At 68.3% G+C, this 24,533-nt stretch carries 23 protein-coding genes and 1 tRNA gene; 11 read left to right on the top strand and 13 right to left on the bottom strand.

What is annotated here, in order from left to right:
• Positions 1–8: 8 nt before the first annotated feature.
• A tRNA-Ser gene (locus ACNSN7_RS14025) sits at positions 9–93 on the bottom strand.
• A 162-nt stretch (positions 94–255) separates the two neighbouring features.
• Here ACNSN7_RS14025 and ACNSN7_RS14020 point away from each other — a divergent pair.
• Entirely contained in the window at positions 256–1,269 is a 1,014-nt protein-coding gene (locus tag ACNSN7_RS14020) for an aminopeptidase (RefSeq protein ID WP_418282923.1), read from the top strand.
• A 30-nt stretch (positions 1,270–1,299) separates the two neighbouring features.
• Here the strand turns inward: ACNSN7_RS14020 and ACNSN7_RS14015 are convergent, their stop codons facing one another.
• The 3 genes from ACNSN7_RS14015 to ACNSN7_RS14005 are packed head-to-tail and all read right to left on the bottom strand — an operon-like array spanning position 1,300 to position 6,367.
• Positions 1,300–2,361, bottom strand: a complete 1,062-nt coding sequence (locus ACNSN7_RS14015) for a segregation/condensation protein A (RefSeq protein ID WP_418282922.1) — start codon at positions 2,359–2,361, stop codon at positions 1,300–1,302.
• The gene (smc, locus tag ACNSN7_RS14010; protein WP_418282921.1) at positions 2,354–5,941 is read right to left on the bottom strand and encodes a chromosome segregation protein SMC; all 3,588 of its coding nucleotides are present in this window, start codon (positions 5,939–5,941) and stop codon (positions 2,354–2,356) included. Before smc ends, ACNSN7_RS14015 begins: the two co-directional genes overlap by 8 nt.
• A 33-nt stretch (positions 5,942–5,974) precedes the next feature.
• Positions 5,975–6,367: a DUF7518 family protein gene (locus tag ACNSN7_RS14005; RefSeq protein WP_418282919.1), complete on the bottom strand. Its 393-nt coding sequence runs from the start codon at positions 6,365–6,367 to the stop codon at positions 5,975–5,977.
• Between the two features lie 182 nt (positions 6,368–6,549).
• Here ACNSN7_RS14005 and ACNSN7_RS14000 point away from each other — a divergent pair, with 182 nt between their 5' ends.
• The 4 genes from ACNSN7_RS14000 (at position 6,550) to ACNSN7_RS13985 (ending at position 10,069) form a co-directional block, all read left to right on the top strand.
• Complete coding sequence (locus tag ACNSN7_RS14000; RefSeq protein ID WP_418282918.1) at positions 6,550–7,191, top strand: double zinc ribbon domain-containing protein; 642 nt, start codon at positions 6,550–6,552, stop codon at positions 7,189–7,191.
• A gap of 217 nt (positions 7,192–7,408) precedes the next feature.
• Positions 7,409–7,588: a transcriptional regulator CdrS gene (gene cdrS, locus ACNSN7_RS13995; RefSeq protein ID WP_209484365.1), complete on the top strand. Its 180-nt coding sequence runs from the start codon at positions 7,409–7,411 to the stop codon at positions 7,586–7,588.
• Positions 7,589–7,592: 4 nt separating this feature from the next.
• Positions 7,593–8,804, top strand: coding sequence for a cell division protein FtsZ (gene ftsZ, locus ACNSN7_RS13990; protein ID WP_418282917.1), 1,212 nt, complete (start codon positions 7,593–7,595; stop codon positions 8,802–8,804).
• 272 nt (positions 8,805–9,076) lie between these two features.
• Positions 9,077–10,069 carry a zinc-dependent alcohol dehydrogenase gene (locus ACNSN7_RS13985; protein WP_418282930.1) on the top strand — a complete coding sequence of 331 codons (993 nt, stop codon included), beginning with the start codon at positions 9,077–9,079 and terminating at the stop codon, positions 10,067–10,069.
• Between the two features lie 35 nt (positions 10,070–10,104).
• Here ACNSN7_RS13985 and ACNSN7_RS13980 read toward each other — a convergent pair whose 3' ends face one another.
• From ACNSN7_RS13980 to ACNSN7_RS13940, 9 genes are all read right to left on the bottom strand, one after another.
• Positions 10,105–11,016, bottom strand: a complete 912-nt coding sequence (locus tag ACNSN7_RS13980) for a methyltransferase domain-containing protein (RefSeq protein ID WP_418282915.1) — start codon at positions 11,014–11,016, stop codon at positions 10,105–10,107.
• Positions 11,013–12,182, bottom strand: a complete 1,170-nt coding sequence (locus ACNSN7_RS13975; RefSeq protein ID WP_418282914.1) for a glycosyltransferase family 4 protein — start codon at positions 12,180–12,182, stop codon at positions 11,013–11,015. The genes ACNSN7_RS13980 and ACNSN7_RS13975 overlap by 4 nt, the downstream gene beginning before the upstream one ends.
• The gene (locus tag ACNSN7_RS13970; RefSeq protein WP_418282913.1) at positions 12,179–12,556 is read right to left on the bottom strand and encodes a 6-pyruvoyl trahydropterin synthase family protein; all 378 of its coding nucleotides are present in this window, start codon (positions 12,554–12,556) and stop codon (positions 12,179–12,181) included. Before ACNSN7_RS13970 ends, ACNSN7_RS13975 begins: the two co-directional genes overlap by 4 nt.
• Before the next feature lie 157 nt (positions 12,557–12,713).
• Entirely contained in the window at positions 12,714–13,478 is a 765-nt protein-coding gene (locus ACNSN7_RS13965) for a CDP-alcohol phosphatidyltransferase family protein (RefSeq protein WP_418282912.1), read from the bottom strand.
• The gene (locus tag ACNSN7_RS13960) at positions 13,475–14,254 is read right to left on the bottom strand and encodes a hypothetical protein (protein ID WP_418282911.1); all 780 of its coding nucleotides are present in this window, start codon (positions 14,252–14,254) and stop codon (positions 13,475–13,477) included. The genes ACNSN7_RS13965 and ACNSN7_RS13960 overlap by 4 nt, the downstream gene beginning before the upstream one ends.
• A 25-nt stretch (positions 14,255–14,279) precedes the next feature.
• Positions 14,280–14,648 (bottom strand): DUF7475 family protein, encoded by a 369-nt coding sequence (locus ACNSN7_RS13955; RefSeq protein ID WP_418282910.1) that lies wholly within the window; start codon positions 14,646–14,648, stop codon positions 14,280–14,282.
• A gap of 88 nt (positions 14,649–14,736) precedes the next feature.
• The gene (ncsA, locus tag ACNSN7_RS13950) at positions 14,737–15,711 is read right to left on the bottom strand and encodes a tRNA 2-thiolation protein NcsA (RefSeq protein ID WP_418282909.1); all 975 of its coding nucleotides are present in this window, start codon (positions 15,709–15,711) and stop codon (positions 14,737–14,739) included.
• Positions 15,712–15,762: 51 nt separating this feature from the next.
• Complete coding sequence (locus tag ACNSN7_RS13945; protein ID WP_418282908.1) at positions 15,763–17,310, bottom strand: stage II sporulation protein M; 1,548 nt, start codon at positions 17,308–17,310, stop codon at positions 15,763–15,765.
• A gap of 51 nt (positions 17,311–17,361) precedes the next feature.
• Complete coding sequence (locus ACNSN7_RS13940) at positions 17,362–18,759, bottom strand: MATE family efflux transporter (protein ID WP_418282907.1); 1,398 nt, start codon at positions 18,757–18,759, stop codon at positions 17,362–17,364.
• Positions 18,760–18,937: 178 nt separating this feature from the next.
• On the opposite strand from ACNSN7_RS13940, the gene ACNSN7_RS13935 reads away from it, so the two are divergent.
• From ACNSN7_RS13935 to ACNSN7_RS13910, 6 genes are all read left to right on the top strand, one after another.
• Positions 18,938–19,381, top strand: coding sequence for a gamma-glutamylcyclotransferase family protein (locus tag ACNSN7_RS13935; protein WP_418282906.1), 444 nt, complete (start codon positions 18,938–18,940; stop codon positions 19,379–19,381).
• A gap of 250 nt (positions 19,382–19,631) precedes the next feature.
• The gene (ilvA, locus tag ACNSN7_RS13930) at positions 19,632–20,843 is read left to right on the top strand and encodes a threonine ammonia-lyase (protein WP_418282905.1); all 1,212 of its coding nucleotides are present in this window, start codon (positions 19,632–19,634) and stop codon (positions 20,841–20,843) included.
• Positions 20,844–20,931: 88 nt separating this feature from the next.
• Positions 20,932–22,110 (top strand): MFS transporter, encoded by a 1,179-nt coding sequence (locus ACNSN7_RS13925; RefSeq protein ID WP_418282904.1) that lies wholly within the window; start codon positions 20,932–20,934, stop codon positions 22,108–22,110.
• A gap of 62 nt (positions 22,111–22,172) precedes the next feature.
• Positions 22,173–23,300, top strand: coding sequence for a glycosyltransferase family protein (locus ACNSN7_RS13920; RefSeq protein ID WP_418282903.1), 1,128 nt, complete (start codon positions 22,173–22,175; stop codon positions 23,298–23,300).
• Complete coding sequence (locus ACNSN7_RS13915) at positions 23,293–23,808, top strand: DUF7109 family protein (RefSeq protein WP_418282902.1); 516 nt, start codon at positions 23,293–23,295, stop codon at positions 23,806–23,808. Before ACNSN7_RS13920 ends, ACNSN7_RS13915 begins: the two co-directional genes overlap by 8 nt.
• Positions 23,809–23,874: 66 nt before the next feature.
• A complete protein-coding gene (locus ACNSN7_RS13910; RefSeq protein WP_418282901.1) occupies positions 23,875–24,474 on the top strand; it encodes an NUDIX hydrolase in 600 nt (199 codons plus the stop codon).
• The last annotated feature ends 59 nt before the right edge of the window (positions 24,475–24,533 follow it).

Here is a 24,533-nt window from a genome sequence, read left to right as displayed (position 1 = left end):
GTGAGAAGCGCCGAGGCGGAGATTTGAACTCCGGTGTCCGAATGGACAGTAGATTTCGAATCTACCGCCTTGGCCAGGCTAGGCTACCTCGGCTCGTCTTCACGTTGGCCGGTTCCGACTTTAGTGGTTTCGATCGTGAACTGCCCCGCCGTCCACGACGATCCGACGGTCGACCCGGAGCCGGGACGCGATCTCGAACGGGGGCCGAGATCCGGTGTCGTGTACAGTTATGTGAGACGCACGCTATCGCCCCTCATGAACGGCAGACGGATACCCGAACTGGTCCCGGCGACGACCTGGCTCGCAGAGACGAACGTCGAGGCTGGCGACCAGGTCGCGCTGCTCGCGGCGGCAGCGACCGACGAGGCGGTCGTCACGGCGCTACAAGCGGCGCTGACTGCCGTCGAGGCCGACGTCACGACCCTGACCGTGGTCCCGAACCGAACCCGGAACCACTCGCTTCGCCCGATCGTTGCAGGAGCGATCGATCGCGCCGACGTCGTCGTGAACTGCGGGGCGACGTCCGGGTTTCCGCCGGAACTACTCGAGTTCATCAGCGCGGGCAACCGCCATCTGAAGGTGTACGCGACGGTCGATGCCCTCACGGGCGAGACGGCGTCCGCGCACCTCGATCCCCGAACCGCCGAGCGGATGCGTCGAGAGGTCGTGCGGTACGCCGAACGCCTGACCGCGGCCGAGGAGATCCGGATCACGACGCCGGCCGGAACGGACGTTGTCGCTTCACTGTCGGGGATGACAGCCCGCCGGAGTTTCGGAGACGCGGCGGCCCAGCACGGACACACCGCCTTCCCGACCGGCGAGACGGACGTCACGCCGGTTCCGGGGTCACCGGAGGGGACGGTCGTGATCGACACGGCGATGAGTCGGATCGGCCCCGTCGAGACGCCGATCGAACTGACCGTCGAAGCCGGTCGAATCACGGAGATCGACGGCGAGCACGAGGCCCGTCAGCTCGCACGCCTGCTCGATGGCCGTTCCGCGAACTGTCGGCGGGTCGGAGAGTTCGGCTTCGGCATGAATCCACGAACGCAGCCGACCGGGATCGCGACAAACGACAAGAAGATACGTGGAACGGGACACGTCGGTCTCGGCGACGTGACGGCATGGCCGACGCTGACCGGGAGTCCCGAGATGGATGTTGGCGAGGACGCATCACTCCACCTCGACGGGATCTATCGATCACCGACCGTCGAACTCGACGGCGAGGTCGTGATCGACGGCGGAGACGCCGTGATCGACGGTCGGTGAGGACGCCGCCGTCGAGGGCACGAACGGCCGCTAGTCAGCAGTCGCCTCGACGTCGCCAACGATCGCGGAGGGATCACGGACCCACAGGTCGCCGAACAGTTCGTCCTGTTGGAGCCTGATCGAGCCGCGGTGCGCCATAAAGAGGAGCGCGAGGAACGTCATGAACGGCCGGCCGCCGGCCGTCTCTATCTCGCCGAACAACACTTCGGTGCGACCCTTCTCGAAGTGGGTTCGGAGCGTCGCCTCGATGTCGTCTATCACCGCCTCGATGTCCTCGTCGTGGGTTCGGTCCGTCGCGTCGCCGGCGGTCGGCTCGCCGTCGCGGCGGAACTCGTCGCCGGTGTGGTAATCGAGCGTCTGCGTGCCGCGCGCGTAGCCGGACGGCGAGTCGGTGGTGTCGTACTCGCGCGAGCGCTTCCACCACGAGTCGCGCTCCGCCTCACGAAGCTCGCGAACGAGCTCGTCGAGCGTCTCCGGAGAGCCCCGCGTGCTCTTTCGATCGAGGCGACGATCCATCTCCGCTTCCAGGCCGGCTATCGGATCGAACTCGGGGTCCGCCGGATCGCCGACCCCGCCCTCCATCGCCAGCTCCCACGGCTCCGCGTCGGGCTCGTCGTCCTCGTCGTCGTCCGCGAGCATCCCGTCGCTTTTCATCCGCAGGAGGACGCTGGCGTAGAACAGCGCCCGGCCGGTCGTTCGAAGGTCCGTCTCGTCGAGCTTCGCTAAGAAGGCGTCCGTCACGTCGACGATGTCGATGTCCCACGGCTCTATCTCGCCCTCCTCCGCGAGCTGGACGAGCAGTTCGACCGGCTCGACCTCGTCGTCGTCGGTCTCGGTCGGGCGGTCGACGTCGAGGTCGATCGAGCGCTCTCCGTTGCCGTTCGTCCCCGGATCGGCGTGCCCGTTCGTCTCCGGATCGGCGTGCCCGTTCGTCCCCGGATCGGCGTGCCCGTTCGTACTCCGTCCGTTCTCCTCGCCATCGGCCGCGTTCTCGCCCTCGTCGCGACCGAACGGATTCGCGCCGCCACGCTCGCTCGTCAGGTCGAGCGCCGGGACGCCGTCGCCGTCCGCGGAGTCCGAGCCGTCAGTCATCCGCGGTCACCTCCTCGTCACCGTCGTCGCCGCCGCCGAATCGCATCCCGGTCACTGCGGAGACGTTGTCCCCCTGCATCGTGACGCCGATGGCGCGGTCGGAACGCTCCAACAGCGCGGAGCGGTGGCCGACGACGACGAACTGCGCCTCGTCGGCCAGCTCCTCTATCATCTCGCCGACGCGCTCGGCGTTGACCGCGTCGAGGAACGCGTCGATCTCGTCGAGCGCGTAGAAGGGTGCGGGGTTGTGTCGCTGAACGGCGAAGATAAACGAGAGGGCGGTGAGCGATTTCTCGCCGCCGCTCATCGCGTCGAGCCGCTGAACCGGTTTGTCCGCCGGCTGCGCTTTCATCGTCATTCCCTCCTCGAAGGGGTCGTCGGGGTTCTCCAGGAGGAGCTCGCCGGAGCCGGCCGAGAGCCGCGAGAAGATGTCTCGGAAGTGGTCGTTGATCGACTCGAACGTCTCCATGAACGTCGCCTTCTTCTCCGCCTCGTAGCTCTCGATCCGATCCCGGATGGCATCGCGCTCCTCCGCGAGCACGTCGCGTCGCTCCTGGAGCCGGTCCAGCTCCGCTTGGACCTCGTCGTACTCCTCGATTGCGAGCATGTTGACGGGCTCTAACGACTCCATCTCCGCTTCGATCTCCTCGATACGCTCCTCGACGACGTCGAGTTCGGGGATCGACTCGGCGTCGTACGCGTCGACCTGCGACTCGAGTTCGTCGATCTCCCACGCCAACCGATCGCGACGGTCGATCAGGTCCTCCAACTCGCCTTCCGCGTCGGCGACCAGCGTCCGCTGCTCGTCGCGCTCGCGGGTCGCCTCGCGGATCGTCTCGCGAAGCTCCTCGCGATCGGCTTTCAGCTCGGTCAGCTCCGCTTCCAGGTCCGCGATCGATTCGCGTTTCTCCGCGAGCAGATCCGCTTTGTCGTCGATCGCCGCCTCGTGCTCGGCGATCGCCGCCTCGGCCTCCGCCTTCCGGTTCTGTGCCTCCTCGACCGTGTCGTGGAGGTCGTCGAGCGCGTCCGCCGCGTACCCCCTCTCCAACTCGAGTTCGTTGAGCCGTCCGTCCAACGAGTCCGTCCGGTCCTCCAGCTCGTCTATCTCCGCCCGGATCCCGTCGGCGCGCTCGGAGAGCTCGGGGATCTTCGAGTCCGCGAGCTCCGTCTCGATGTCGTCGATCGTCGCCGCGAGCTCGTCGATCGCCGCGTCCAGCTCGTCGATCGCCGCGTCCAGCTCCGCCATCTCCTCGTCGACCGTCTCGCGCTCCGCGCGGAGCTCCGCGAGCTCCGCGTCCAGCTCCTCGATGCGCTCCTCGGTCGCGTCGAGATCCCCCTCCGCGCGCTCGATGTCGGACTCCAGCGACCGGACGCGGTCCGCGGCGTCGGCCTTCCGGCCGCGCGCGTCGTCGACGTCCGACTCCAGCTCCGAGATCTCCGCCTCCAACGCCTGCCGCTCGTCTTCCAGCTCCGAGATCTCCGTCGCGAGGCGTTCGAGCTTGCCGCCGCCCGACTTCGTGAAGGAGTACCGCGAGCCGCCGCCCGATCCGCCGGTCATCGCGCCGGACTTCTCGATCAGGTCGCCGTCGAGCGTCACCATCCGATAATCGCCCATCAGGTCGCGGGCGGTCGCCATGTCCTCGACGACGAGCGTCGAGCCGAGCACGTACGAGAAGATCGACTCGTATCGCGCGTCGTACTCGACGAGGTTCCGCGCGAAGTCGACGACGCCCGGCATGGACGGTTTCCGAGGGAGGTTCCGATCGTCCATCTTCGTGATCGGGAGGAACGTCGCCCGACCCGCGTTGCGGCGTTTGAGGTAGTCGATACACGTCGAGCCGACGCCGTCGTCGTCGACGACGACGTTCGCGAGTCGGCCGCCGGCCGCGGTCTCACACGCCTCGGCGTACTCCGCCTCGACGGAGGCGAGCTCGCCGACAGCGCCGTGGACGCCGTCGATACCGCCGTTTTTCACCTCAGTCACCGCACGGGGCCACGACGTGTCGCCGCGTTCGCTCGCGGCCGCCTCCAGCTTGGCGTACTCGTTCTGTTTCTCGCGCAGTTTCGAGTCGAGTTCGTCGAGCCGCTCGCTGGCCTCCGCCTTCTCCGCGAACAGGTCGGCGACGACCTCCTCGATGGTCTCCTCGTTTCGTTTCGCCTTGTCGAGTTCGCCGTGTAGCTCCGAGATCCGCGCTTTGATCTCGGGAACGTCCTCGTGAGCGTCCTCCAGGTCCGCCTGCGTCTCGCTTATCGCGTTCGACCGTCGACGCGCCTCGTCGAGCAGTCGGTCCTTCTCGCGCTGTTTCTCGTTTTTCTCGGCGCGCAACGACTCGATCCGTTCCTTTTCGTCCGCGAGCTCGGATTTCAGCTCGTCGAACTCGGTGTCCGCGCCCTCGATCTCGGCTTCGACGTCCGCGAGCTCGGCACGCTTCGTCGCGATCTCCGATTTCACGGACGCCTTCTCGACTTTCGCCTCCTTGATGTCGGCGTCGAGGTCGGCGATCGTCTCCTCCTTGCGGTCGATCCCGACGAACGCGTTCCGTCGCTCCGTCTCCGCGTCCTCGGCGCGCTCCTCCGCGTTCTCTATCCGCCCTTCGAGCCGGGATATCTCGCCTTTTATCTCCTCGATCTCCGACCGGATGGCGATCTGTTCGTCCTCGCCTTTCGTCTCGATCTCGTGGTTGAGATCCGCCAGGTCCTCCTCCAGTCGGGTGAGCTTCCCCTGTCGGACGTCGAGTTCCGCGCGGAGCGCCGCGAGCTCCTCGTCGGCCTCGTCGATGTCGCGCTCGACGCTCGCGTGCGCGTCACGCTTCTCCTCCAGCTCGGAGGCTTTGAGGTAGCCGCGATACTCCTCGAGCTCGTCGCGGTGCTCCTGATACTCCAGGGCCGTCTCCCGCTCGTCGGACAGCCGATCGAGTCGATCGACCTTCTCGTCGATCCGGAGGTCGGCCTCACCGATCCGGTCTTCGACCGTGTCGAGCTCCCCGAAGGCGGCCTCCTTCTTCTCGTCGAACTCCGCGACCCCCGCGATCTCGTCGATGATTCCCCGCCGCTGGTACGGCGTCATGTTGATGATCTCGGTGACGTCGCCCTGCATGACGACGTTGTACCCCTCCGGCGTGACGCCGGCCGCCGCGAGCAGATCCTGGATGTCCGAGAGGTTCACCGACCGCTCGTTGAGGTAGTAGTACGAGTAGTAGTTCTCCTCGGTCTCTTTCACCCGGCGTTTGATCGTGATCTCCGAGACGTCGCCGACGTTCTCCGATCCCGCCGCGGAGACGACCTGCGATCGGTCGAGCGTTCCGTCCTCGTTCGAGAGCACGACCGTGACCGACGCCTCCTTCGGCCCACCCGACGGTTCGCCGTCCTCGTGGCCGGGATTGTAGATGAGATCGGTGAGCTTCTCGGCACGGATCCCTCGGGTCCGAGCCAGCCCGAGCGCGAACAGGACTCCGTCGATGATGTTCGACTTGCCGGAGCCGTTCGGTCCGGTGATGACGGTGAAGTCCTCATAAAAGGGGATCCTCGTCGTCCGCCCGAAGCTCTTGAATCCGTCCAGAACGACTTCTGTGATGTGCATGTGTCGCGGGTGGGTCGCGGGGTGGTCGCGATCCTACGCGACGATGATGTCGCTGTCGTCCGACTCCCCGTCCTCGCCTTCGTCTCCCCGCTCCTCCCCCTTAGCGGCTTCGGCGTCGGGCGTCGATACGTCCTGCTCCGCGACGACGACGTCGTCGCCATCGTCACTCGCGGCGTCCGCCCCGGTCCGCTCGACGACGTCGGCGTGGTCGTCCGAGTGAGTCGTCTGCTCGGTGGGCTCGTCGGTCACCGTCCCGTCGTCGGACGTCGGGCCCGCGGCGGGCTGTTCCCGCTCGACGTCGACCGCCCGTTCGTCTTCCACCTGTCGGACACGCTCTTTCATCTCCACCAGCTCCTCGGTGAGTCCGTTGACTGCAGCCTGCAGCTCCGCGACCTGTCGTTCGAGGTCCTCGACCCGGTTGCTCATGATACACGTATGCCCGTGCGGGCCGTATAAACCTGCGTCAGACACGCGTGTGACTTAGTAGCTTGGCACAGTAGCACATGCAGATCGCCTCGGACCGTGGTCGACGTCTGGAAGACGTTCTTCAGGCGAGCGTCTGACGGAGGGGTAAATATATATGTTCTGCATCAATATCGAGAATCAGGATGAGCAAGATCACGTTCCGAGCCGACGACGACCTCGTCGAGCGGCTGGAAGCGTGTGACGCCTCGAAAAGCGAGGTGATGCGTGACGCGCTCCGCACGTACCTCGACGACGCTGGTGGCGGAAACGAGGCCGCCGTCGGTCCCGACGGCGACAGGTCCGACGACGGGATCGACGCCGCCCTCGCGGCACGGGTTGACACCCTCGTTGCGGACCGCGTCGACGCCGCGTTGGACGCACGGCTCGGAACGGGTAGTGGTCCCCCTCGCAGTGGGCCCCCCGAACGATCGAACACGTACGGACGCGGGGGTGAGCTAACCGTAAACGTCACCATCGACGGAGCCCGGACTGACGACGGCGACGCGAGTGTGACACGTGAGACGGACGCCAAGCGTGAGACGGACGCCGACGACGATCCGGCGGCACGTAAGACGCGGACGGGTTCCGCCGTGCAAACACAGGAAGACGCGTGTGGTGGATGTGGCGAAAGCGTGCCCGAAAGCCACGTATACTGTCCGAACTGCGGAGAAAAACAGTCACACAGGGCCTTCTGTGAGTGCGGCGACGAGGTCCGAACCGACTGGGCGTTCTGCCCCGGATGCGGCCGACGAACCCCCGCTGCCGACGTGTTGAAGGACCGTTAAACGCCACAGACCGCGTTTCCGGGTGCGCATACGTCGCGTATCCCAGAGTGTCTTACATTCGTCGTTACCTTTATAAGGATAGCCTCGGTGGACACAACTGCGTAAGACGGTCGTCTTACAGCATCCGTCCGCCGCGGGGATGTCCCCGCTGCCGGGCGGTTTCACGCTGTAAGACACACGCGACGTGTGCGGACCGTCTTACCGGGGGAAATAAACAATGGAGCGTGTGACACTACGGATCCCGAAACAGCAGATAGACGAGGTCGAACAGATGGTGGAAACGGGCGAGTTCCCGAACCGGAGCGAGGCGATCCGGTCGGCCGTCCGCGACATGTTGAACGAACAGGACGGCGAGCGCGAGGAGCGCGGCCGCAACCGCAGCTGGGCCAAGGTGTAAACTGATGCAAGATATCGTGCAAGACGCGTTAGAGAACGCGGAGGCCGAGAAGCGGGAGATGGACGCCAACATGGACGACGACGACGAGTTCGGGGAGCCCCGGATCGTCATCGTCGGCGCGGGCGGTGCCGGCAACAACACCATCAATCGGCTGTACAACATCGGCGTCGACGGCGCGGACACCGTCGCGATCAACACGGACAAACAGCACCTCAAGATGATCGAGGCCGACACGAAGATCCTCGTGGGCAAGTCCCTCACGCAGGGGCTCGGAGCCGGCGGCGATCCCAAGATGGGCGAGCGCGCCACCGAGATGGCCCAGGGGACCATCAAGGAGGTGCTCGGCGACGCCGACCTCGTCTTCGTCACCGCCGGCATGGGTGGCGGAACCGGGACCGGTGCGGCCCCCGTCGTCTCGAAGATAGCCAAAGAGCAGGGCGCGATCGTCGTCGGAATGGTCTCGACGCCGTTCAACGTCGAGCGTGCCCGCACGGTGAAAGCCGAGGAGGGTCTCGAGAGCCTCCGTAACGAGGCGGACTCGATCATCGTCCTCGACAACAACCGGCTGCTCGACTACGTTCCGAACCTCCCGATCGGGAAGGCGTTCTCGGTGATGGACCAGATCATCGCCGAGACGGTGAAGGGGATCTCCGAGACGATCACCCAGCCCTCCCTCATCAACCTGGACTACGCGGACATGTCCACGATCATGAATCAGGGCGGGGTCGCGGTGATGCTCGTCGGCGAGACGCAGGACAAGAACAAAACCCAGGAAGTGGTCAACGACGCGATGAACCACCCGCTGCTCGACGTCGACTACCGCGGCGCGTCCGGCGGGCTCGTTCACATCACGGGCGGCCCGGACCTGACGCTCAAGGAGGCCGAGGGGATCGCGGACAACATCACCGAACGGCTGGAGGCCAGCGCCAACGTCATCTGGGGGGCGCGTATCCAGGAGGAGTACAAAGGAAAGGTGCGCGTCATGGCGATCATGACCGGCGTCCAGAGCGCGCAGGTGCTCGGCCCGTCAACGCAGAAGCAGGCCGACAAGTCCCGCGCCGCCAGCGTCGACGGCGACCTCGGAGACTCGCGTTCGCGCGCGGCAGAGACGAGCGCGACCACCGGCGCGACGGGCGGCTCCGAACGCGCCGCGTGGGAGTCCGACGGCGGCACCGATCCGGTCGAGAAGAACAACGGACTCGACGTTATCCGGTGAATCGTCTCGGCCCGTTCCGCACGTAGGGACCGTTTCGGGCCGATCCCGATGGGCGACGACGCACCGACGTTTCTACACGCTCCACGAGCGGGTCGCTTCCCGATCGAGCACCCCTCGGGAAGCGACCGCGACCGGTCGGCATCGCGTTCGGATCACCGCACGAGGAGTTAACACCGATCGGCCCCATGAATGGTTGTGTCGCGTCACCGATCGGTCCGGACGTGGTCGCATCAGCCCGGTTTCGACCGGACCTCGAACCGCTCGCCGGGACGATGAACGACGCCGCCCTCTACTTCACCGCTCCGGAAACGGTCGAGATCCGATCCGTAACGGTCGGCTCCCCGGACGAGTCGGAACTCCTCGTCGACACTCGCGTCTCGGCGATCAGCGCCGGGACGGAGATGCTCGTGTATCGCGACGAGACTCCGTCCGGACTCCCGGCCGACGAAACGATAGACGGGCTCGGCGAGGAGTTCTCGTATCCGATCAGATACGGCTACGCGGCGAGCGGCGTCGTCAGCGACGTCGGAGCCGACGTCGATCCCGACTGGCTCGGGCGGACGGTGTTCTCGTTCGCGCCGCATCAGACCCGATTCCGTGCGGACCCGGACGACGTCGTTCCGCTGTCGGAGGAAACGTCACCCGAGACGGGCGCGCTGGTTCCGTCGGTGGAAACCGCGACGAACGTCGTGCTCGATGCCGCTCCCCGGATCGGGGAGCGAGTCGTCGTCCTCGGGGCCGGCGTCATCGGGCTGTGTGTGACCCGGCTGCTGGCGTCGTTTCCGCTGGCGGAGCTCGTCGCCGTCGATCCGATCGGTCGACGCCGCGGGCTCGCCCTCGAGATGGGTGCCGACCGAGCGACGACGCCCGAGGAAGTGGTCGAAACGGTCGACGACGCGGATCTCGTGATCGAGCTGTCCGGACGGCCGGCGGCGCTGAACGACGCGATCGACGTCGTCGGGTACGACGCGCGGATCGTCGTCGGATCGTGGTACGGGACGAAACGCGAGCCGATCGATCTCGGCGGGCGGTTCCACCGCGACCGGATCGATATCGTCTCCACGCAGGTGTCCACGATCAGCCCGGAGCTGCGGGGTCGATGGAGCCGCGAACGTCGGCTCGACACCGCGCTCAACTGGGTGAACCGGATCGACGTCGACGAACTGATCACGCATCGAGTCCCCTTCGAGCGCGCCGCGGAGGCGTACGACCTGCTCGACTCGGAGCCGGAGGCCGCCGTGCAGGTGGTGTTGGAGTACCGATGACGTCGATCACCGGTTCGGCCGCACACCGACGTCCCTCACTCGTCCGGCCGCACACGAGCGAGGAGGTCGAGATGGTGGGAAACGAGGCGTAACTCTCCGCGGGACCGCTGGTCGCGTCGGGCGTCGATCCAGGCCGCTCGGACGGCCGGATCGAGAACGTCGGCCGGGTAGTCGGCGAGCGCGCCGTCGATCGTCTCCAACAGGTGATCGAGAAACCGCCCCTCAGCGTGCGGATACGTCCCGTCCCTCGGCCGTACGACCCAGTCGCCACTCCCGACGGCGTCCACGTCGTACCCGTGTTCCGGCGCGCGTTCGAGCACCTCCCTCGCCGCACGGCTGCTTCCCGGGCGGTCACGCAACTCGTCCATGTGGCGATGGTAGAGCCGCTCGATCCGGTCGTCGCTCGGATGTGCCGGCGAGAAGTGTGTCGCCCCGTCGAAGGTGCACGGCGCGTACAGGAACCCACCCTCCCGAAGCATCCCGCGTATCGCACGGAGCGTCCGGTCCGGATCGACGATGTCGAGAAACGCGGCGGCGATCACGGCGTCCGCCTCGTCGACGATCGACCGGGCGTCCGCGACCTCCAGAACTATCTCGAACCGCGCGGTCGTCGTCGCGTCGGTCGCCACGATGACGCCGTCGGCAGTGGTCTCCGTCTCGTAGCCGGCCGCGGCGAGCCACTCGGGCAACCGATCGCGTGCGGCCGCGATACACGTCTCGTCGACGTCGACCGCGCGGTACGAGACGGTTCCTGAGAGGGTCTCCCAGTCGGCGAGCCGGGCGATCATCGAGCCGACGCCGGTACCGACCTCGACGATCCGGAGCGGGCGATCCGTCCGTCGGGCCGTCGCGTCGAGTGCCGCGACGAACCGGTCCCACACCCGCCGGTTCAACGCTCGGTCGTCGACGGTCCGCTTCGCAGTCAGGTACTCGACCGCGTCGGTCACGCGTGCTCACCACCGGCCACCGACGTCCCCGATTCCGCGAGCGCTCCGTTTGCGGCCGACCGGAGGAACGTCCGTACGCGGTCAGTCGTCTCCGCCCACGTCGGGTGTGATGCGGCGGTTCGGAGCGCAGCGATCCCCATGCGTGCGAGTCGATCGCGGTCGGCCGCGAGGCGTCCGAGTCGATCCGCGAGCGCGCGCTCGTCGCCGGGAGAGACGAGATAGCCGTTCCCTCCGTCCCGCACGAACTCCGACGTCCCACCGATCGCGCCCGCTATCGGGACCGCACCGTGTTCCATCGCTTCGAGGTGGACCATCCCGAACGCCTCGTACCGAGCGGGCACACAGCAGACGTGGGCGTTCGCGAGCGTTTCGACGAGGTCGGTCGACGACAGTTCGCCGACGAACGAAACCCGGTCGTCGACCCCGAGATCGGTCGCCAGTTCGACCGTCCGATCGGCGTAGTCGGGTGCGACGTCGTGGCTCCCCACGACCGTCAGCCGCAGGTCGTGGGTCCCGTTTCGGCGGTCCAGTCGAGCCATCGCCGCGAGCAGGGTGGCTGGGTCCTTCCGAGGGACGACGCTGCCGACGAACGCGACGCGTAACGGGCCGTCGCCGGCGCGCTCGCGGACCGTCGACTCCGTCACCGCCGCGCCTTCGACTCGACCTGCGGGGTGTGCCACCAGCGTCGGCGTCGACGCGGTCGACGGGGCGATCCGTTCGGCGCGGCCGCGCGTGAACGCGCTCGTCGCGACCGTCGCGTCGACCGATCGGAGGAACCGTCGCTCGAACGGTCGCATCAGGTGGCCGAACCGCTCGGTCGGGTCGTCGGAGCGCAGGTGGTGGACGAGTCCGACGACCGCGTCCGGGCGCGTCAGCCGGCGGTTGTGTCGCCAGACGGACGGGTGACAGAGGCCGTCCTGCACCAACACGTCGACGTCGCGGTTCAGCCGGTCACGAACCCGCGGGTCGATCGAGTCGGCAAGGCCACGGGGGTAGCGACGCCACGGCAGGGCGATCACGTCGACGGTGTCGCCGCGTTCGCGGAGCCGGGCGACGACGCGGCGATCGTACCGGAAGCCGCCGGACGTCGCGTCGAGATCGCCGTAGATCGCCAGCGCGACGTGCATGGGCGAGTCGGTGTGTTCCGGCGCGTCTCGTCGGGTCACAGCTCCCGTTCGTGTGCGACCTCGGCGACGTCGTCCTCGCGAACGGTGACCGTCAGTTCCGTCGCCGTCGCCGGATCGAGACGGTCGGTCAGCCGGTCGCCGACGATGCCCGCGAGATGCTCCACACTCGGGTTCTTCCCCTCGAACGCGGCAAGGTCGTTGAGCGTCCGATCTCGGAGGCGGTCGACGACCGCCTCCAGTGCGTCGATCACGGCGTCGATGTCGACCAGATAGCCGTGCTCGTTCAGCTCCGGGCCGCGAAACGTCGCCTCGATCCCGAACCGGTGTGAGTGCAGGGTTCCCTCCGGACCCGGATCCGGCACCGTCAGGTAGTGTTGAGCGATACAGTCCCGAGAGACGGAGACCGCGTACATGGCACGACGTTGCGCCGTACACGTATAGTTCCGTTCCCGGTCGGACGTACGCACGTCGTTCTCGGTCGGGCGTACGCACGTCGTTCCCGGTCGGACGTACGCACGTCGTTCCCGGTCGGACGTACGCACGTCGTTCCCGGTCGGACCGGGTCAGGACTCACCGATCGATCCGTCCCGACACGAACAGCCAGTCCCGAACGAACTGGAACAGAACCGGGATCGACCCGACCGTGGCGATCGCCCTCGAGAGGCCGAGGTCGACGACCGGGAGCAACGCAATCCAGACGGTTAGCATGACGATCGCGCCGGCGACACGCCGGAGCCGGCTGGGGTCTAACTCGTACACGGCGAGGTCGCGGGCCCGCCGCCATCGGATCCCGCCGACGAACGCGTATCGGGCCCCGCCGACGGCGAGGAGAACGAGCGGCGCGCGACCGTCGAGCACGACCGTGACCGCGCCGACGGCCACCAGCAGCGAGTCGATCTCGGTGTCCAGTCGACCGCCGAGCTCGGAGACCGCGTCGGTTCGGCGTGCGAGCGCACCGTCGATCGCATCGAGCCCCGCGGCAGCCGCGAACAGTCCGGCCGGAACCCACGCCGTCGGCCCGTTCGGTGGGTCGGTAAAGAGGAACCCGGCGAAGGCGATCAACAGCCAGCCGCGCGCGAGCGTCACCCACGTCGCGGTCGTCAACGGCTGTGAGCCGGCTATCGCTCGCGCTCGCGCCAGCGTGCGCCTGTTGACGACCGTCACCGCGAGAAACGCGCCGCCGACGCCGACGAGAAACGCGGGGGTCGGCTTCCCCTCCCACGCGACGGCGATCGTCCCGACGACGAGCAGCGTCACGCACGCCGTTGCGGCGACGGTCCGGGAGAGCTGCCGACGCGTACTGTCGGAGCCGAACGACGGAGACGTCTCCGTCACGCTTCCGTCCTCCCGGAAACGACGTCGCGGAGATCCGGGTGGTCGCGTGGGCGACCACCGAAACTCGTCTCGGGCGCGACCTCGCCCTCGCGGACCGCGTCCCGGACCGCCTGCCACTCCGCGTGTCGTCGGTGGACCAGCACCGGAACCGCGTCGATCCCGAGCAGTTCGGCGAGCGCGAGGCGATGTTGGCCGTACGCCCGCCAGTACAGTCGTCCGGCACGGCCGACGTCGACGGTTATCTCGTCGAGCCGGGCCGCGGTCGCGTACCCGGACGGCCCGTGGATCGCCTCCTGCCGACGGTAGCCGTGCTCGCGGAGCGACTCGTAGAGGCGATTTATCTCGCGACATCGACGATCGAAGCCGTCCATCGACGTGTACCCCCACGCGTTCCCGAACCGAGAGAGCTGCTCGCGGAACGCGTCGAACAGCGCGGTGTCCCGCCAGTCGCGCCCCTCGCGATACCGCTGAACGATCCCGCGTGGCACGGCCCGGTCGTCGAACGGCTCCCAGTCGCCGTCCCAGTCGCCGCCGACGGTCCGACCCCACTGGGGAGTCCGCGGCGCGGTCTCGAGCACGCTCCGTCGTATCCGGGCCGGGTCAACCTCGACGAGCGCGAACGGGGCAGCGTCCGTGTATCGCGACGGCGCGACGCGTCGCCGGAGGCGGTGAGCGCTCGAAAGCGGTGCGAGCGGCGCGTATCGACACAGCGGGCGCGAGAGACGGCGTCGAACCGACGCGACGATCCGACCGCGAACCCGTTTATACGGGGTCACCGACGTCGAACCCGTCGAACGACGGCTACGCCTCACGAACGTACAACGCGATCAGCACGACGATCAGCGCGGCCTGTGCGGTCTTGTCGATCACGTCGGCCGGACCGAGCGCGTCGAGACTCCCCGGATCGTTCAACAGGTACCAGAGGATGATCTGCGTCCCGGTGAAGGGGATCCCGAGCAGGTAGACGAGCCGTCTGCGACGGCCGGTCGCGACGAGCCAGATCCCGACGAGGAAGCCGGCGGTCGCCGCGAAGAAGGCGAGGCCCATCCAGTGCGGCAGTAGTCCGACCCCGAGCACCAGATGGACCGCGGCCGTGACGAACGCCAGCGCGATTCCGAGCCAGTGTAACGGCGTCAGCGCGGACGATCGGAGGTCCTCAGTGCGATTCATTACCATACATACGGAGCGAAACATGATAGTTCTTTCACCGGTCCGCGAGGGCGGGTGAGAGAGATTGCACCGGTCCGCGACGGCGACGTTAGACGGCCTCGATCGCGTCGAGCAGGCGGCATTTCCGACAGACGTCACGGCTGGTCTTCGAGCCGCAACGGGAACACTCCGAGAGCTTCGAACCCTCGTCGTCGACGCCCTCGCGGTAGCGCTCGGCGGCGAGCGCGGACAGCTCCTCGTAGCCGGCCATGATCGAGTGGCGCGCACCGGGATGGTTCTCCTCGAGTTCGTGGATCGTCGACTGGATCTCGCCGCGGTACGCCTCCTCGGCGTGGGGGCACTCCGCCATATGGACCGGGAGACCCCGGACGTGACAGTACAGGGCGATCTCCTTTTCGGGGACGTCGCGGAGCGGCTTCGCTCGCGGGACGAACTCGTCGGTTCCCTCCCGCTCGTCGAACGGGCCGAGCGAGGCGTCGAAATGCTTCGCGACCTGCCTGACGTCGCCCTCGAGGAAGTTCATCATCGCCGTCTGTGCCTCGTCGTCGAGGTTGTGCCCCGTGAGGAGTTTGTCCGCGCCGAACTCCTCGGCGTAGCGTTCCAGCACGTCCCGCCGGAACACTCCGCAGTACGCACACGGGGCCATGTTCTCGGGGTCGGTCTCGGCGACGTCGTCCATCCGGACGCCGAACTCCTCCTCGTAGCCGACGACCTCGTGTCGGAGCGAGCGGTCCTCGGAGAGCTCGACGCAGGCGTCGAGGCTCTCGTCGCGGTAGCCTTCGATCCCCTCGTGGATCGTCAACGCGAGCATCTCCACGCGGGGATCGTGACCGAACACGTCGTCGAGGATATGGGTCAACACGACGCTGTCCTTCCCGCCCGAGAGCCCGATCACCCAGCGGTCGGGGTCGTCGGGCGTCGCCGCCGGGTCGAGCAGTCCGTCCTCGCGAATCCGGCGCTTCACGCGCTTCTCGATCGAGCGACACAGGTGCTCGCCACACAGATGGGCTCCCGAGTAGGCGGCGTGATGGATCGCGTCGGCCCCGCACTTGTCACACTCCATCGACACACGGTTGCGGACGCGCGGGGATACCGGTTTCGGGCCGCGCTCGATTCACAGGAAGAGCCGCCAGTAGTACGGACTGACGAACCCCTCGATGAGGGCGGCGACCGCGATCAGGATCCCGACGCCCATCAGGACCCAGAACGCGCGCTCGAGGGCGTCGGCGAACGACTCTCGATCGGTCCGTCCCCTCAGCGTCCGCCAACCGACGATCCCGAGATGGAATCCGAGCGCGCCGGAGACGACGAGCGCCGGGATCTCGAACACGCCGTGCGGGACGACGAACGCGACGAGCACGAGGAGGTTCTCCTCGAGGGCCGCGATCGCCCCGAGGAAGAGACCGTTGAAGGCGATCGACGAGGCGGCAGGGATCCCGAGCGCGACGCCGGCGAACGCCGTCGAGATCGCGACCGTCCAGTTGTTACCGAAGAACGCCACGGTCGCCACCGGCGGAACGTGATCGGCCAGGCGCGCCTCGATCGAGGTGGGGATCACGTCGACGAACGGCCCGGCGGCGAGCCATCCGGCGACCCCGAACCCGACCCCGATCGCCAACGCGAGCGCGTGCAGTCCCGGCGTCGCGCGGACGAATCCGGTCATCTCGCGCCAGCCGCGGCGGATCCCGGCCGAGAACTGGGTGCGAACGCCGACCGCCGGCGCGGCGACCGGGTCGACCGCGTCTCGGTGGTCGCCGTAGAGAACGGTTTTTAACAGGTCGAGCGCCGGAGCGACGACGATCGCGCTCGCGAGCGCGACGACCGCGCCGCCGCCGACGAACGCGAGCGCGGAGGCGGCCGAGGAGATCCCGACGAGAACGCCGACCGCCACGACGAGGTAGGCGGCCGCGTCAGCCGGGTTCGACCGGATGAACCCGCCCGAACCGGTCAGCGACCCGGCGACGCCGGTGTCGTCGACGACGATCGCGGCGGGCGCGAACGCGAAGACGATCCGGACGCCGAGGAGGACGACGAGCACGACGAGGAACGCGCCGAGCGCGACCGCGGCCCCGAGGAGCGGTTCCACGAGGAACGCGACGCCGACCGCGAGCGAGGCGAGGAGGAGCACGCCGGTCCACAGCAGGAACTCGACGACGTACAGCGCGAGAAACGAGAGCCAGTGCTCGCGAACGCCGGCGATACCGGCGCTCAGTCCGCGCTCGGAACGGAGCCTGCCGAACACGGCGCTCATCTGGCCGGCGGAGACGGCGGCGTACGAGAGGACCGCGAGCAGGACGGCCGAGACGATTCCCGCCGTCACGAGCGCGATCGTCGTCGGGGTGAACAGCGCCTCGAAGACGGGGAGCAGCCCCCCGACCCACTGCTCGACCGCGTCGGGGTTCTGCTCCATCCACCGCTCGAACGCCGCCGGATCGTCGCTCTCGACGGGCGGGGGCGTCAGTTCGACGTCGGCGAGCGCCGCCCGAGCGTCGGCGAGCCGACCGGTCAGTTCGAGGTACAGGTACGCGCCGGCGAGCCCCGCGAACGCGCCCGTCCGGGCGATGATCGGGACCGCGGTTCCAAGGAGGTAGAAGGGCAAGAGATCCGCGGGGCGTCGCCGGAGGGTCGCGACCACGGCGCTGACGGCCGTTGACAGGTCCATGTCGATACGTCCGGCGACGAACACTTAAACACCCGGCGTCGATGCGGGCGATTATCGGTCCGGCTCCGCGTCGCCCGTCCCCCTCGCCGCCATCATCTCGGCGGCGCGGGCCGCCCAGCCGGTGGAGCCGAACCCCCATGCGACGACGACCGCCATCCAGCAGTACGCGAGGAGAACGCCGACGTACGCGCCGGCCGGTCCGAGCCCGAGCGTTCGACCGAGCAGCCACGAGAGCCCGAGGAAGGAGCCGAACATCCCCGACACCCGTGCAACGAGCGGGATCCGCGTCTCACTCGCGCCCTGCAGCGACCCGGAGAGCGCCGAGAAGGTCACCAGTGCGGCCCCCGCGATCCCGTACACCCGAGCGAAGTCGACCGCGTACGCCGCCGTCTCGGCGTCGGCGGTGAAAATCGACACCAGCCACGGCGCGAGAACGACCAGAACGAGGCCGATCGTACCGACGGTGACGACGCCGAGCCCGGCGACCGCCCATCCGTTGAATCGGGCGTCGTCGGGATCGCCCGCACCGAGCGCCTGCCCGACGAGGACGGAGGCGGCGACGTTGTATCCCCGCGAAAGCGGGCCGGTCACCTGTTGGTACACCCGACGACCGATCTGGAAGCCGGCGTTGACCGCCTCCCCGAAGCCGAGGAGGAGCGCGTTGAAGGGGAACTCCGCGATCTCCGAGCCGAACCCCTCGGCCATCCGCGGCGCGCTCACGCGGAGCAGCTGTCGGGTGATCGTGAGGTCGCGCGGACGCGTGAAGCTCGCGTCGGCCCACGAGCCGTAGATCGCCGCAGACAGTAGCCCGGCCGTGAGGACGTTGGCAGCGGCGGTCGCGAGTCCGACGCCGACGATCTCCAGTCGCGGAAACCCCCACAGTCCGAGCCCGAGCAGGACGCTCCCGGCGATGTTGACGGAGTTCGCGAGCACGTTGACGTACATCGGCGTTCGGGTGTCCCCGGTCCCCTGTAGCGCCCGCGCGGCCACGAGCGCGACGTGGCGAGCGGGGGCGGTCGCGAAGACGATCGCGAGATAGACGGAGCCGAGCGCGACGACCTCGGCGGGCGTCGGCTGCCCGACGAGCCGCCCGAACACGTCGATCGCGAACTCGCCGAGGAACAGGCCGAACACGACGAAGGGGAGCCCCGAGATCGCACCGAGCAGGATCGCCTGCGTCACCGCCTCGTCACGGGTGTCCGTCGCGCCCGCGCCGGTGTCCTGAGAGGAGAGGGCGATCGCGCCGCCACCGAGTCCGAGCCCGATCCGGAGCGGGAATCGCGCGTACAGGTCCGCGAGACCGATGGCGACGACGGCCGCCGGCGAGAACAGGGCGGTGACCACGATGTCGGTGGTCCGCATCGCGGTGCGGAACGTCTGCTCGGCCATGACGGGCCACGCGAGCGAGAACACTCGCGTCCAGACGCGGCGCAACCGACGAAGCTCCATACGTGAGCGCCGACGGCCGCCGCCGGTTTTTAAACACCGAAGCCGGCGGGGTCGGCCGGGTGTCCGCCGCGGTCGGCTCCCGATCGACGGCGACGACGACGCTCACTCCGCCGATGGCGACGACGCTCACTCCGCCGGTCGCCCGAACACTGAACACCTGCACGGTCGCATATCACCCATGGACGTGTTCGTGTACGGAACCCTGACCGATCCGGTGCGGGTTCGCGGACTCCTCGACTCGTTCGTGTTCGTCGGTTCCGCGACGCTCCACGGCCTCCACCTCGTCGAGGGCGCGTATCCGACCCTCGCGCCGGACGGAGAGACCGCGGGACGACTCCTCCGGACCGAGGATATCGACGCGCTCGACGCGTACGAGGGCGTCGACGACGACCTGTACACGAGATCGACGGTTCCGCTCGACGGACCGACCGACGCCCCTGCCAACGATCCGACCGACGCATCGGCGGACTACCCGACGGAAGCGGTCGTGTACGTCGGCGACCCCGAGCGACTGGACGCGGACGCGACGTGGCCCGGTGACGGACCGTTCCCGGATCGGGTCCGATCGTACCTCGACACGAACGACGTTCGGGTGAGTGTTGACGAGCTAACACCCGTCTGACGGAGGGATGACGGCGTCCCGGTCGTGCGGTTTCACTTTCACTCCGGGTGCCCTACCTTTTTATGCTCGGGGGTGCATCCTCCAGTTGCACGTCACACGCGTGCATTCCCCCTTTCCCCCTTTCACGACCGGAGAGCCGCAGGCCTCGATCGGGACGACCCGGTGGGACGGCGAGCGGGATCGGACCCGACGCGGAGCGGATCCGACACGGACCGGAACCGATTAGCCGCCGCCGTCGTCATCGGGGCGTATGCTCTCGCTATCAGACGTCGAGGACGCCCGGGAGCGGGTGTATCGGGCCGCCCGCCACACCCCGTTGGAACGGTCTCGGACGTTCTCCGAGCTGTCCGGCGCGTCCGTCCACCTCAAACTGGAGAACTTCCAGCGGACCGGCGCGTTCAAGATCCGCGGCGCGATGAACCGGATCGCGACCCTCTCGGCGGCCGAACGCGAGGCCGGGGTCGTCACCGCGAGCGCCGGCAACCATGCCCAGGGCGTCGCCTTGGCGGCCGACCGCGCCGACGTCGACGCAACCATCGTGATGCCGAAGTTCGCTCCCGTCTCGAAGGTGAAAGCCACCCGCGGCTACGGTGCGACCGTCGTGCTCGACGGCGTCGACTACGACGAGGCGGCGGAGCGCGCACACGAGATCGAACGCCGGGAGGGTCGCACCTACGTCCACGCGTTCGACGATCCGGCCGTCATGGCCGGGCAGGGGACGATCGGACTGGAGATCGTCGACGACCGTCCCGACCTCGACACGGTCGTCGTCCCGATCGGCGGCGGCGGACTCATAAGCGGGATCGCCGTCGCGATCAAAGAACAGCTCGACGACGTTCGCGTGATCGGCGTACAAGCCGAGGGCGCGGCCTCGGCGGCGGAGTCGATGCGACGCGGCGAACGCTACGAGATCGACGCCGTCGACACGATCGCGGACGGGATCGCCACCCGCTCGGTCGGCGAGCAGACCCTCGAAGTGATGCGCGAGTACGTCGACGAGGTCGTCACCGTCGACGACCGCGAGATCGCACTCGCACTCACGCTGCTTCTGGAACGCTCGAAGACGCTCGTCGAGGGCGCGGGCGCGGTCCCGCTCGCCGCAGTCCTCTCCGACGCCTTCGAGTACGAGGACGACGAGACGATCGTCGCGGCGCTTTGCGGCGGGAACATCGATCTCAACCGCCTCACGACGATCGTTCGGCGGGGGTTAATGCAGATGGGGCGGTATCTGAAGGTGACGATCGACTTAAAGGACCGACCCGGAGAGTTAGAGCGCGTGTCGAGTATCGTCGCTCGCGCCGGGGCGAACGTGTACGCGGTCCACCACGACCGCACCTCGCGGGACGTCGCCGTCAACGCGGCAGAGCTCGAGTTGGAGCTCGAAACCGACGACGCCGACCACGCCGCCGACATCATCGAGGAACTGGAGTCGCACGGCTACGAGGTCGAGACGCTTTCCTAGCCCGTCGAGCGGGAGGCCACCTGACCGGCCGTCGATCCGGACGGTTCGGTTTCGGAACGCTTGTCACCGACCGCGCGGAACGACGCCCGTGTCACGGAGCCGCCTGTTCGGGTCGCTTTGCGCGCTCGTCTTCCTCGGCAACTTCGCGCGCGTCGTGTTCGCTCCGCTCGTCGGCGAGTTCATCGACGAGTTCACGATCCGCGAGGGGACCGCCGGCCTCATCGTCACGCTCGCGTGGCTCGGCTCCGCCTCCCCGCGGCTCCCCACCGGTTGGGTGTTGACCCGCGTTCCGCGACAGCACGTCGTCTTCGTGTCCGGGGCGATGCTGACGGTCGGCGCGCTCGGCGTCGCGCTCGCGCCCGGCGTGACGACGCTGATGATCGCGGCGTTCGTCGTCGGCAGCGCGTCCGGCGTGTACTTCGTCGCCGCGAACCCGTTCGTCGCCGAACTGTTCCCGAACCGGGTGGGCCGAGTGATGGGGATCCACGGGATGGCGAGCCAGCTGGCCGCGGTCGCCGCCGCACCGGTCGTCACCGTCACCCTCTGGTACGACTGGCGGTACGCCTTCTACGGGCTGGCCGTCGCGGCGGCCGCGTCGACGGTCGTCTTCGTCCTTCTCGCACGCCGGACGGACCTTCCCGCTGCCGGTGCGGACGACACCGACTTCCTGCGCGGCGCGCTCTCGGAGTGGAAGCTGATCGCCGCCGGCGTCGTCCTCGTCGGGCTCACGGCGTTCGTCTGGCAGGGACTGTTCAACTTCTACGAGCTGTACATGATCGACAAGGGGCTCCCGGCGACGACCGCGCGAAACCTGTTGACGGTGGTGTTCGCGGCGGGCGTCCCCGCGTTCCTCGTCGCGGGCGATCTGGCCGACAGACTTCCGCACGTGCCGTACCTCCTCGGGATCGTCGCGACGTTCGTCGCGAGCGTGGGTCTCGTGATCGTCGCCTCCGGACTCGTGACCGTGATCGTCGCGAGCGTCGTCGTCGGCTTCACGATCCACATGCTGTTTCCCGCCGGCGACACGTACCTGTTGGCCTCGCTGCCCGACGACGCCCGCGCGTCCGCGTACGCCGTCTTCTCCGCCGGCATGATGTCGACGCAGGCGGCCGGCTCGTGGGTGGTCGGCGTGGCCGTCGAGTCCGGGATCCCGTACGACGTCGTCTTCGCGGGGCTTTCGGCCGGGCTCGCTGCTCTCGTCGCCGTGTACGCCGTCCTCGAGCGGATGGGGCGGGTACCGGGCGGGGCGGCGAACGCGCCCCAGTGACGACGCGGCGTCGACTGCGAGTATCGTGCGTATTTAGGCGGTTCCGTCCCTTTCGATCGGTAATGGAGTACGTCCAAGAGCGCGTGACCACGCTCCACGCGCTGACGGACCATCGACCCGACGCGCCGACCGACCGCGCGGCGGTGGTGGTGCCGATGGCGGAGCGCGAGTACGGCACGCTCGCGGCCGAGCGCGTGCTGTCGACGCTGGAGACCGTCGATCCCGCGCGGGTGATCGTTCCGCTGCGCGCCCCCCGCGATCGGGTCGGCTCGTTCGCGGACTGGCTCGCCGAGTTCTCGCTCGACGTGGAGACGCTGTGGTGTGACGGCCCGCGACTGGCCGAGCTGCTCGCGGCCCACGGCGTCAACGGCGAGCGCGGGAAGGGTCGGGACGTCTGGCTCGGGCTCGGACGGGCGCTCTCGGAGGAGTTCGTCGTCGTTCACGACGCCGATACGAAGACGTACTCGCCCGCGTTCGTGAACCGACTGCTGTTCCCGCTCGCGCACGGCCACGAGTTCTCGAAGGGGTACTACGCCCGCGTCGAGGACGACGCGCTCTACGGTCGCCTGTTCCGGCTGTTGTTCAGACCGCTGATCCGCGCGCTCGCCGACGGACGGGCGGAGCGCGCGGCGGTGGTGGCGTACCTGGAGTCGTTCCGCTACGCGCTCGCCGGCGAGTTCGCGGCGACGAGCGACCTCGTCGGTCGGTTCCGAATCCAGCGCGGCTGGGGACTCGAGATCGGAACGCTGGGCGAGGCGTTCGCTCACGCCGGTTTCGACGACAGCGCACAGGTCGACCTCGGACGGTACGAACACGACCACCGATCGGTGGAGGGGCCGACCGGACTCGCCGACATGAGCGAGGCGGTCGCGGCCGCGACGTTCCGGGTCGTCGAGGACCACGGGACCACCGTCGATTACGGGACGCTTCCGAGTCGATACCGCGACGCCGCCGAGCGCCTGCTCAAGGGATACGGGACGGACGCCGCGTTCAACGGGCTCTCGTACGACCGCGAATCCGAGCGGTCGCAGGTGCGGACGTACGCGGACGCGATCCGAGAGCCGGGCCCCGACACACGTCTGCCGCCGTGGAACGACGCGCCGATCGACCCGGCCGACGTCGCCGCCGCGGCCCGAGCCGACCTCGCCGACGCCCGCGAGGGTCACGAGGAGGTCGTGAGCCATGACTGACGGCTCACTGCCCGGAGACGACGGGGCGAGCGTCGCCGCTCGCGACGAGCTCGCGGGCGTGGTCGACCTGTTCGGCGCGCTCACGCGCGCGGAGCTGTCGCGGGCGCTCTCGGAGCTCGCGTTCAAACGCCGGACGGAGGTCGACGACGCGGCGATCGACGCGGCGATCGACGCCGGACTCTCGGCGTACTACCTCGTCGCCGCACCCGCGGACGCGGTCGACGGCGTCGACGACGAGGCTCTCGCGGTCGGTCCCGCAGCGTTTCCGTCGCTCCCGCCGAACGCCGAGGACCTCCCGCACATCCTCGACGTGCCGGACCGCGACGTCGACCGCGACCGACTCGCGGCGACGGTCCTCGACCGGCTCAGCGAGGACGTGACCGACGCGATCGACGACGGCGACGAAGACCGGCTGGAGGCACTGATCGACGTGACCTACGACGTGGAGGCGTGGGCGACGACGGACGCGGCGGGGATACGGGAGCGGATCGTCGACGCGACGGAGTGAGCGCCGGCGTTTTCAGTCGGTCGGGATCGCAGAAACGTTAACACCGACGGAGCGCGTTTCTCCGGTATGGACCTGTCGGGGCTCGGGGGACACACGCCGATGCCGATCACCGACGCGGCCCGCGAAGCGGGCGTGCTCGCTCCGGTGGTCGAGCGTGATGGCGACGTCCATCTCCTCTTCACCAAGCGGGCCGAGCACCTCGGCGAGCATCCCGGCCAGATGAGCTTCCCCGGCGGCGGCCGCGAGCCCTTCGACGCGACGCTTCGCCACACCGCGTTACGCGAGGCCGACGAGGAGGTCGGGCTCTCCCCGACGGAGGTCGAGATCGTCGGTCGGATCGACGACATCCGGACGTCCACCGACTACGCGGTGCGGCCGTTCGTCGGCCTCGCGCCCGACACGGAGTACGTCCCCGACGAGTCGGAGGTGGCCGAAGTCGTCTTACTTCCGGTCGAGGGACTGATCGACCCGTCGAACTACGAGTCAGAGCGCCGTACCCACCCGGAGTACGGCGACCACCGGATCCACTTTTTCAGGGTCGACGGCTACACGGTCTGGGGCGCGACCGGCCGGATGGTCGTCCAGCTACTGGAGCTGACGACCGACTGGCGGATGCCGACCGAGGTCGACCGCGTCGTCGACCCCGACGCCGATCTCCCGGTGTGAGCCGCCGTGGCAACGATAGGGATCTCCACACCCCACCCCCACCCCCACCCCCACCTCCC

It is taken from the genome of Halorubrum rarum (assembly GCF_048380895.1).
Classification (GTDB): Archaea; Halobacteriota; Halobacteria; order Halobacteriales; family Haloferacaceae; genus Halorubrum.
Note: the sequence above shows the minus strand (reverse complement) of the source record. Positions and strands in the feature narration are given on the sequence as shown.